Annotated in this window: 9 protein-coding genes and 1 riboswitch; of the genes, 6 read left to right on the top strand and 3 right to left on the bottom strand. The window is 70.3% G+C overall.

Features of this window, described 5'->3' with window-relative positions; genetic code table 11:
* Positions 1-54: 54 nt before the first annotated feature.
* The 6 genes from ACFV5H_RS06130 (at position 55) to ACFV5H_RS06155 (ending at position 7109) form a co-directional block, all read left to right on the top strand.
* A complete protein-coding gene (locus ACFV5H_RS06130; protein ID WP_385193102.1) occupies positions 55-942 on the top strand; it encodes a hypothetical protein in 888 nt (295 codons plus the stop codon).
* Between the two features lie 279 nt (positions 943-1221).
* Positions 1222-2328 carry a 23S rRNA (adenine(2503)-C(2))-methyltransferase RlmN gene (gene rlmN, locus ACFV5H_RS06135; protein WP_073937015.1) on the top strand — a complete coding sequence of 369 codons (1107 nt, stop codon included), beginning with the start codon at positions 1222-1224 and terminating at the stop codon, positions 2326-2328.
* A gap of 24 nt (positions 2329-2352) precedes the next feature.
* Positions 2353-2458, top strand: a riboswitch (TPP riboswitch).
* Between the two features lie 80 nt (positions 2459-2538).
* Positions 2539-3618: a thiamine ABC transporter substrate binding subunit gene (locus tag ACFV5H_RS06140; RefSeq protein WP_385055581.1), complete on the top strand. Its 1080-nt coding sequence runs from the start codon at positions 2539-2541 to the stop codon at positions 3616-3618.
* 47 nt (positions 3619-3665) lie between these two features.
* Positions 3666-5267 (top strand): ABC transporter permease, encoded by a 1602-nt coding sequence (locus ACFV5H_RS06145; RefSeq protein ID WP_385193122.1) that lies wholly within the window; start codon positions 3666-3668, stop codon positions 5265-5267.
* Complete coding sequence (locus tag ACFV5H_RS06150) at positions 5268-6287, top strand: ABC transporter ATP-binding protein (protein WP_385055575.1); 1020 nt, start codon at positions 5268-5270, stop codon at positions 6285-6287.
* Between the two features lie 24 nt (positions 6288-6311).
* A complete protein-coding gene (locus ACFV5H_RS06155; protein ID WP_385193105.1) occupies positions 6312-7109 on the top strand; it encodes a maleylpyruvate isomerase family mycothiol-dependent enzyme in 798 nt (265 codons plus the stop codon).
* A 66-nt stretch (positions 7110-7175) separates the two neighbouring features.
* Here the strand turns inward: ACFV5H_RS06155 and ACFV5H_RS06160 are convergent, their stop codons facing one another.
* The 3 genes from ACFV5H_RS06160 to ACFV5H_RS06170 form a co-directional block, all read right to left on the bottom strand.
* A complete protein-coding gene (locus ACFV5H_RS06160) occupies positions 7176-7859 on the bottom strand; it encodes an LAETG motif-containing sortase-dependent surface protein (protein WP_385055570.1) in 684 nt (227 codons plus the stop codon).
* Positions 7860-8006: 147 nt separating this feature from the next.
* Entirely contained in the window at positions 8007-9128 is a 1122-nt protein-coding gene (locus ACFV5H_RS06165; RefSeq protein ID WP_385193107.1) for an LOG family protein, read from the bottom strand.
* A gap of 277 nt (positions 9129-9405) precedes the next feature.
* Positions 9406-9813: a VOC family protein gene (locus ACFV5H_RS06170; protein WP_385055565.1), complete on the bottom strand. Its 408-nt coding sequence runs from the start codon at positions 9811-9813 to the stop codon at positions 9406-9408.
* Positions 9814-10020: the final 207 nt, after the last annotated feature.

A 10020-nucleotide genomic window follows, 5' to 3' on the forward strand; every position in this document is an offset into this window, starting at 1 on the left:
GCCATTCGAGAGACGTTCCCCATGGTGAAATCTTCACGGCCCTCGCTCATCCTGGTGTCACTGCTGTCGGGGGTGGCGCTGGTCGGCTGCACGCAGCAGGACGCGGCGTCTCCGGATCACGCCCGGGCCTCGACGGCCCCGGCCGCCTCCCCGCCGGCCGGAAAGGAGGCGTACACGTATCGGCTGCCCATCGCCGAGTACAGCCTGCCCCAGGACGAGCAGCGCGTGATCCGGTCGGCGCAGGAACTCCTGGCCCGCGAGTGCATGGAGGGCTTCGGTATCGACTACACCCCGGCGGTGATTCCGCCGACCCGGCAGGTGGCGGACCGTCGGTACGGGATATCCGACATGCAGACGGCAATGCAGTACGGATACCACTTTCCGCCCGAGCAGTCGGCCGGGACGGAAAGGAGCAGCCTCTCCCCGGAGGAACGGAAGGTTCTGGTGGGGAACAGCGCCGAAGGCGGAGCGAAAACGGAAACGGCCGCGAAGTACAACGGGAAGAGAATTCCCGACGAGGGATGTCTCGGAGAAGCGATCAAGAGTTTCCGAAAGACCTACAGCTACGAGCCGGGCGTCGCGGCCGCCAGTCGTATATCCGTCGACAGCTACAAGGAATCCTTGCAGGACCCGAAAGTCAAGACGGCCACGTCGAAATGGTCGCAGTGCATGGCGGGCAAGGGGTACACGTACGCCACGCCCGTGCAGGCACTTGAATCGCAGTCCTTCGAAGGCGATGAGCCCTCCGCGGAGGAGAAGAAGACGGCGGTCGCCGACTTCTCCTGCAAAGAGGAAACCGGCCTGCTGGACACGTGGTTCAGCTCCGAAAAGGCGATTCAGAAGGAGCTGATAGACGGCAGCGCCAAGGTTCTGCGCACGCTGAAGGAGAAGCAGGAACAACAGGTCGAAGCGGCCCGGAGGATAGTCGCCGAAGCGGAATGACTCGGCCCGGGTACGGCCGGCAGCTCCCGGGCCGCGGAACACCTGTACGCGGAGCGTCACGTCGTCGACCGGCGCCTCCCCGCGAGATCGCTGCGGTCGAGGGGGGCGTGGCGGAAGCCCGGTGTCCGAAGAAGGGGCGGGACGTGAAGCACCCGGAGACCGAAGCGGTGGACCTCTGCTCCTCCGGGGAGAGCCCACGGCGACCGGCGACGCCCGTTGTCACCCCCCAGAGCTCACGGCTGCAGGCCACACGAATTGATCTGCGACACTGGTAACGCCATGCCTAAGCCCGGAGAACTTACTTTCGTCGCCCCCCGCGGAGCCAAGAAGCCGCCGCGGCACCTTGCCGATCTCACGCCCGCCGAGCGGAAGGAGGCGGTCGTCGCGGTCGGTGAGAAGGCGTTTCGTGCCAAGCAGCTCTCGCAGCACTACTTCGCGCGGTACGCGCACGACCCGGAGCAGTGGACCGACGTCCCCGCCGGTTCCCGCGGCAAGCTGCAGGAGGCGCTGCTTCCGGAGCTGATGACGGTCGTACGGCACCTGTCGACCGACCAGGGGACGACCCGCAAGACACTGTGGAAGCTGTTCGACGGGACGCTCGTCGAGTCCGTGCTGATGCGGTACCCGGACCGGGTGACCATGTGCATCAGCTCCCAGGCGGGCTGCGGCATGAACTGCCCGTTCTGTGCCACCGGGCAGGCCGGGCTCGACCGGAACCTGTCGACCGCCGAGATCGTGCACCAGATCGTGGACGGGATGCGGGCGCTCAGGGACGGCGAGGTTCCCGGCGGCCCGGCGCGGCTGAGCAACATCGTGTTCATGGGCATGGGTGAGCCGCTCGCCAACTACAACCGGGTCGTGGGGGCGATTCGCCGCCTCACCGATCCCGAGCCGGACGGGCTCGGGCTGTCGCAGCGCGGGATCACCGTGTCCACCGTCGGTCTCGTCCCGGCCATCCACCGGTTCTCCGACGAGGGCTTCAAGTGCCGGCTCGCCATCTCGCTGCACGCCCCCGACGACGAACTGCGCGACACCCTCGTCCCCGTGAACACGCGGTGGAAGGTGCGCGAGGTGCTCGACGCCGGGTTCGAGTACGCGGCCAGGTCGGGCCGGCGGCTGTCCATCGAGTACGCGCTCATCCGGGACATCAACGACCAGGCCTGGCGTGGTGACCGCCTCGGGCGGATGCTCAAGGGCCGCCCCGTGCACGTCAACCTCATCCCGCTCAACCCCACCCCCGGCTCCAAGTGGACCGCCTCCCGGCCCGAGGACGAGAAGGCGTTCGTGGAGGCGATCGCCGCACACGGTGTACCGGTGACGATCCGGGACACCCGTGGGCAGGAGATCGACGGGGCGTGTGGTCAGCTCGCCGCGAGCGAACGGTAATGTGACCCGAGCAATCACATCTGCATATTCCGACAGGGGAGCGCCACAGCGCTGAGAGTGCGGCACCGGCCGCAGACCCTCCGAACCTGGCCCAGGTCATTCTGGGTAGGGAGATCGGTCATCACTCGAGCTGTTGCGCCCTGCCCGGGACCCCGCGGAGGGGTCCCGGGCAGGGCCGCGTCTCTTCCTGGTCACTCCAGGAGGAATCAAGTGGGCATCACCAAGAAGGTCGCGGTCCTGGCCGTCGGGCTGGGGCTGGTCACGCTGTCCGCGTGCGGGTCGTCCGACGGCGACGACTCGAGCGGCGGGTCCGGGACCGTGACCCTGGTCAGCCACAACTCGTGGGCCGTGTCGAAGGACGTCGTCGCCGCCTTCGAGAAGCAGTCCGGATACAAGCTCAAGGTCCTGGAGGACGGCGACGCCGGACAGGCCGTGAACAAGGCCGTCCTGACCAAGGACAATCCCCAGGGCGACGTCTTCTTCGGCGTCGACAACACCCTGCTGTCCCGCGCCCTCGACAACGGGCTGTTCCAGCCGTACGAGGCCAAGGGCTCCGACCTGATCCTCGACGAGTACCGCGTGGACCAGGACAAGCACCGGGTCACCCCCGTCGACAGCGGTGACGTCTGCGTCAACTACGACAAGGCGTGGTTCGACGAGCACGACCTGACCCCGCCGAAGAGCCTCGACGACCTGGTCAAGCCCGCCTACAAGGACCTCCTCGTCGTCGAGAACGCCTCCACCTCCTCTCCCGGCCTCGGCTTCCTGCTCGGGACGGCCGCCAAGTACGGGGACGAGGGCTGGCAGGACTACTGGAAGAAGCTCAAGGCCAACGGCGTGAAGGTGGTCGACGGCTGGGAGCAGGCCTACAACGAGGAGTTCTCCGGCTCGGCCGGCGGCAAGCAGGCCAAGGCCGACCGGCCGCTGGTGGTGTCGTACGCCTCCTCGCCGCCCGCCGAGGTCATCTACGCCGACCCGAAGCCGGAGACCGCGCCCACCGGTGTCGCCGAGGGCACCTGCTTCCGCCAGGTCGAGTACGCGGGGCTGCTGAGCAACGCGAAGAACCCCGAGGGCGGCAAGGCCCTGCTCGACTTCCTGATCAGCAAGCCGTTCCAGGACGACATGCCGCTCAACATGTTCGTCTACCCGGTGCGGGAGGGCGCCCAGGTGCCCGAGGACTTCGTGAAGTTCGGGCCGCAGGCGAAGGACCCGCAGACGATGGATCCGGCGAAGATCGCCGACAACCGTGACCAGTGGGTCAAGTCGTGGACCTCGCTCGTACTGAAGTGACGCGGACCGCGGCGAGGCGGCGCGGGAGCGCGGCGCGGCTCGGCCTGATGGCCGTGCCCGTCGCGTTCTTCGCCGTCTTCTTCGCCTACCCCGTCACCGCGATCGTCGCACGCGGACTGAAGACCGACGGGACCTGGCACCTCGGGCGGATCGGAGACGTACTGGCGCAGTCCGACGTCCGTCAGGTCCTGTGGTTCACCACCTGGCAGGCCCTCGTCTCCACCGCCCTCACCCTGCTGATCGCCCTGCCCGGCGCGTACGTCTTCGCCCGCTTCGACTTCCCCGGCAAGCAGGTGCTGCGGGCCGTGGTCACCGTGCCGTTCGTGCTGCCGACGGTCGTCGTCGGTACGGCGTTCATGGCACTCGTCGGCCGCGGCGGACTCCTCGACGAGCTGTGGGGCCTGCGGCTGGACACCACCGTGTGGGCGATCCTGCTCGCGCACGTCTTCTTCAACTACGCCGTCGTCGTACGCACCGTGGGCGGGCTCTGGTCGCAGCTCGACCCGCGGCAGGAGGAGGCCGCGCGGATGCTCGGCGCCTCGCGGTTCGCGGCCTGGCGGACCGTCACCCTGCCCGCGCTCGCGCCCGCCGTGGCGGCGGCGGCGCTGATGGTCTTCCTGTTCACCTTCACCTCCTTCGGCGTGGTGCAGATCCTGGGCGGGCCGGCCTTCTCCACCCTCGAAGTGGAGATCTACCGGCAGACCTCCGAGATCTTCGACCTGTCCACGGCCGCCGTCCTGACGATGATCCAGTTCGCCGCCGTGGGCGCGATCCTCGCCCTGCACGCCTGGACCGTACGGCGCCGGGAGACCGCGCTGCGGCTGGTGGACGCCTCGGTGACCGCGCGCCGTCCGTGCGGCGCCGGACAGTGGGCGCTTCTCGGCGGAGTCGTCGCCACCGTCGCCGTACTGCTCCTGCTGCCGCTCGCCGTACTGGTGGAACGCTCCTTCGGCGCCGCCGGTCTCGGCTACTACCGGGAGCTGACCCAGGACGACGGGGGAGTGTTCCTGGCCGCGCCGATCGAGGCGGTCGGCAACTCGCTCCAGTACGCCGTCGCCGCCACCGCCATCGCCGTGGTGATCGGCTCTCTCGCCGCCGTGGCGCTGACCCGGCGGGACGCGGGACGGCTGGTGCGCGGCTTCGACGCGCTGCTGATGCTGCCGCTCGGGGTGTCCGCGGTGACCGTCGGTTTCGGTTTCCTGATCGCCCTCGACGAGCCGCCGCTGGACCTCCGCGCCTCCTGGATCCTGGTCCCGCTCGCGCAGGCGCTGGTCGGCGTTCCCTTCGTCGTACGGACCATGCTGCCGGTGCTGCGGGCCGTGGACGTACGGCTGCGGGAGGCGGCGGCGGTGCTCGGGGCGTCGCCGTGGCGGGCGTGGCGGGAGGTGGACCTGCCGCTGGTGCGGCGGGCGCTGCTGATCGCGGCCGGGTTCGCGTTCGCGGTGTCGTTGGGCGAGTTCGGGGCGACGGTGTTCATCGCGCGGCCGGAGAACCCGACGCTGCCGGTGGCCGTGGCGCGGCTGCTGGGGCGGCCCGGGGACCTCAACTACGGCCAGGCGATGGCCCTGTCGACGATTCTGATGATCGTGTGCGCGGTGGCGCTGCTCGTGCTTGAGCGGCTGCGGACCGACCGGACCGGGGAGTTCTAGATGCTGCTGAGCCTTCAGGCCGCGACCGTCCGCTTCGGCGGGCGGCCGGTGCTGGACGCCGTCGACCTGGGGGTCGCGGAGCACGAGATCGTGTGTGTGCTCGGCCCCAGCGGCAGCGGCAAGTCCACGCTGCTGCGGGCGGTGGCCGGACTGCAGCCCCTCGACTCCGGGCGGGTGTCGCTCGACGGACACGACCAGTCGGGCGTGCCCGCGCACAAGCGCGGCGTCGGGCTGATGTTCCAGGACCACCAGCTCTTCCCGCAGCGGGACGTGGGCGGCAATGTCGCCTTCGGCCTGCGCATGCACGGCGCGTCGCGGAGCGAACAGGCGGAACGAGTGAGGGAGTTGCTGGACCTGGTAGGACTGCCGGACGCGGCCGGACGCGCCGTCGCCGCGCTGTCCGGCGGCGAGCAGCAGCGCGTGGCGCTCGCCCGCGCCCTCGCACCCAGCCCCCGGCTCCTGATGCTCGACGAGCCGCTCGGACAGCTCGACCGGTCGCTCAGGGAACGGCTGGTCGTCGAACTGCGCGAGCTGTTCGGCCGGTTGGGCACCACGGTGCTCGCCGTGACGCACGACCAGGGCGAGGCGTTCGCGCTGGCCGACCGGGTGGTGGTGATGAGGGACGGGCGGATCGCCCAGTCCGGTACGCCGCTTGAGGTGTGGCAGCGTCCGGCCGACGCGTTCGTGGCCCGCTTCCTCGGCTTCGAGAACGTCGTCGAGGCGACGGTGGGCGACGATGCCGCGGTGACCCCCTGGGGCAAGCTCCCCGTCCCGGAAGGCGCCCCCCAGGGCACGCGGCCCCTTCTCGTCCGTCCCGCCGGCGTCCGCCTGGTCCCGGCCGGCGAGGGCCTGCGCTGCACGGTGGCCGCACGCACCTTCCGCGGCACCCATGTCACCGTCCACCTCCAGCCCGAGGACGCGCCCCGCCTGGAGGCGGCCTGCGCGCTCAGGGCCGCGCCGGAGGTCGGGGACGAGGTCGGCGTGGAGTTCGACGCGGCGGAAATCGCCGTGCTGGGATGAGCGCGGCTGCCTAGGGTGTGCGGCATGACACCACTCGCGCATGACCGCTACTGCGAGGAAATCGCACACCAGGTAGGGCAGTTGCGGACGGTCGTGACGTCCGGCGCCGATCTGTCCGGCACCGTGCCCACCACGCCCGACTGGTCCCTGGAGCAGCTCGTACGGCACACCGGCGGCGCCCTGCGCTGGGTGGACGTCATGGTGCGGACCGGGGCCGAGGACGACGTCCCCGAGGATCGGGTGCCGGGGTTCGACGGGCCCGGGGCGTGGGGCGATCCCGGCGCGCTGGACGCGTGGCTGGCGGAGTCCGGCGAGCTGGTCGTCGGCGCGCTGCGCGAGGCCGGGCCGGACGCGAAGGTGTGGAGCTGGGCCGGGATCCACAACGCGGGGTTCTGGGCCCGCCGTATGACGCACGAGGTGACCGTCCACCGAGCGGACGCCACCCTGGCCGCCGGGCTGCCCTACGAGGTCGCCCCCGAGATCGCCGCGGACGCGGTCGACGAGTGGCTGGAGATCGTGGAGTGGGCGCAGCGGACGCTGCCGGACGACACGGTGCACGACCTGCGGGGGCCCCGGCGCACCATCCATCTGCACGCCACCGGGACCCGGCCGGAGATCCACTCGGAGTGGCTGATCGAGCTCGGCGAGGAGGGTGTCTCCTGGCGGCGCGGCCACGAGAAGGCCACCGTCGCCCTGCGCGGCCCGCTCACCTCCGTGCTCCTCGCCTTCTACCGCCGGCTGCCGCCGGACGCCCCCGGACTCGAGGTGCTCGGCGACCGGGAGCTGCTGGAGTTCTGGCTGGAGCGGGCGACGTTCGGCTGAGCGGCCGGTGACGGAAGCGGCCCGCCCCCGGGAAAGGGGACGGGCCGCCACTGTGTGCGTGAGGCGTCAGCTCTGGCTGTTCGCCCCGCGGCGGCGCATGCCGAAGAAGACCGCGCCACCACCGGCCACGACCAGGGCGGCCGCGATGCCGGCGATCAGACCGGTGTTGGAGTTGGCGCCGGTCTCGGCGAGGTTCGACTCACCGGCCGGGGACGGCGCGTTGCTCGCGGTGTCCGCCGGAGCGGTGCTCTCGCTCTCCGACGCCGACGGGGTCGGCTCGGGCTCCTCGGCCGGGGTGGAGGAGGACTCCGACGGGGTCGGCTTCGGCTCCTCCTCGGCCGGGGGCTCCTCCTCCGTCTTGCAGGCCGTCGCCGGGGTGACCAGGTTCGGCTTGATGTCCTCGTCGACGTAGGGCTTCGCGTCGACGTGGATGCGGTACTCGGCGTTCGGCTTCCAGTCCTCCTCGAAGGTGATGGTGGTGCCCTCAGCGGTGCCCTTGACCACCTGCTCGCCGACCTGCTTGTCCTGCAGGAACACGGTGATGGTGGCGGGGACGCCGGCCGGGTCCTTGTCGGTGACGGTGATGACGCCCTTGTCACCGACGCACTTGGCCTCGGCCGAGAACTCGGTGATGTTGCAGGCCGCCGCGCTGCCGGCGACGCCGATCGCGAGGGCGGCGGACGCGGAGACGACACCGAGGGCGCGCACGGAGCGCGCGACGGTACGGCGGGATACGGACAGAACTGCCACGTTTGTCCTTACGGGAGAGCGTAAATGCGGGGGGTTGAGGGAGTGTTGATGGAGCATCAGCACTCCCATGCGACTCTCAGGTCTATAAGCGCCGCATAAGTAGTGTCAACGCATATGCCTACGGTGGGACCGGGCTTTGCCTTCTTATTAACCGCCCAGACGTTTCAAGGCCTCCGGCGCTTCCTCGATCCGGTCGACCAGGGCGATCCGGGCCTCCATCGAGCGCTCCCGGGCGAGCGACCGCAGCAGCGGCCAGGCCGGCAGCTTCTCCGTCCAGTGCGCCCGGTTCACCAGCACCATGGGCGTGGGCTCACCGCGCGACCCGTAGTAGTTCGGCGTCGCGTTGTCGAAGATCTCCTGTACGGTCCCGGCGGCGCCCGGCAGGAACACCACGCCCGCGTCGCAGCGGGCCAGCAGCCCGTCCTCGCGGGTGGCGTTGGCGAAGTACTTCGCGATGTGCGAGGCGAAGGCGTTCGGCGGCTCGTGGCCGTAGAACCAGGTGGGGATGCCGATCGAGTGGTTGCCCTTCGGCCAGCGGGTGCGCACCTCGAAGGCGGCACGCGCCCAGTCGGTGATCGACGGCGTGAACGAGGGCGCGGAGGCGAGGAGTTCGCAGGCCTCGTCCAGCACGGCGTCGTCGTACGGGGCCGCGTAGGCGCCGAGGTTCGCCGCCTCCATCGCGCCCGGACCGCCACCCGTCGCCACCGTGAACCCGGCATGGGTCAGCGCCTGCCCGAGCCGGGCGGCACCCCGGAACTCCTCGGTGCCGCGGGCCATCGCGTGACCGCCCATCACGCCCACGACCCGCGCCCCGCGCAGGAGTTCGTCGAGGGCGTCGGACATGGAGTCGTCGTGGACCGCGCGCAGCATGGAGGCGAAGATGTCGCCGTCCGCCTTGGTCCGCTGGAACCAGGTGTAGGCCAGCGCGTCCGGGGTCGCCTCGTAGCCCTTGTCGAGCGAGGCGAACAGGTCGCCGGGCGTGTAGAGGCACCCCCGGTACGGGTCGAAGGGCAGGCCGGGGACGGGCGGGAGCACCAGGGCGCCGTCGGCGCGGAGCTTCTCCGCCGCGTCGGGGCGCATCGGGCAGCCGAGGAAGACGGCCCCGGCGGTGTCGTTGGTGAGCAACTCCCGTGTCCGGTCGGTCAGATCGACGGACTGGACACGGAATCCGGAGAGCGTGCCGCGGGAGGAGACGATCGCGTCGAACTCCTCGAGCGTCTCTATCTCGCGGTCCCCGTGATGGACGGCGTGGGCGGGACTCGTCTGCACCCGCCCATGCTAGTGGGGTGTCGTTCGAATCTTGCCGGGGTCGCGGGGTCCGGCACGCGCTCCCCAGAGGGGCCCCGGCCGCGTTGTCGTCGGGCGCCAGGACTCCGCCCTGGCGCCCTCCTCCGCCTTGCGGCTGCGCGCTCCTCCCGCTCGGCTTCGCTCGAGCGGGGACCTCCATACGCGGGAGGGGCCCTCGTCGTCCCGCTCGGGGCGGCCGCAAGGCGCCGTCACCCGAAGCCGGCCCGAGCCGAACGGCACCCCCGGCCCCGCGTGTGCGTCAGCCCTGCACCGCGGCCGGGTCCATCCAGATGACCTCCCAGGTGTGGCCGTCGAGGTCGTCGAAGGCGCGGCCGTACATGAAGCCGTAGTCCTGGGTCTCGCCGGCGACCGAGCCGCCCGCCGCGACGGCCTTCTCCACCAGCTCGTCGACCTTCTCGCGGCTCTCCGCGCTCAGCCCCAGCAGCACCTCGCTGCTCTTCGTGGCGTCCACGATCTCCTTCTTGGTGAACCCCGCGTACTTCTCCCTGGTCAGCAGCATCGCGACGATCGTGTCGCTGATCACGACCGACGCGGCCGTCTCGTCGCTGAACTGCGGGTTGATCGAGTAGCCGAGCTCCGTGAAGAACTTCTTCGAGGCGTCGAGGTCGTCGACGGCCAGGTTCACGAAGATCATCTGCTGGTGCATGGCGGGGCCTTTCCCGTTCGGTTCCGTAGCGTTCGTGGGGGTAGACCGGGGGCCCACGCGGAACTCATCGGCCCGCGGAGATTTTTTCGGACCGGTTTCCTGACGGCTTCTCAGCTTGGCGTTTAACGCCGATGACGTCGGTGTTCCTTGATCGATTCGGCGCGTTTGACGGTCTTGCCGACGTCGTGGTGTCTGGCTCGCTGCTTG

This window comes from Streptomyces sp. NPDC059787 (genome assembly GCF_042732315.1).
Taxonomy (GTDB): Bacteria; Actinomycetota; Actinomycetes; order Streptomycetales; family Streptomycetaceae; genus Streptomyces; species Streptomyces atrovirens.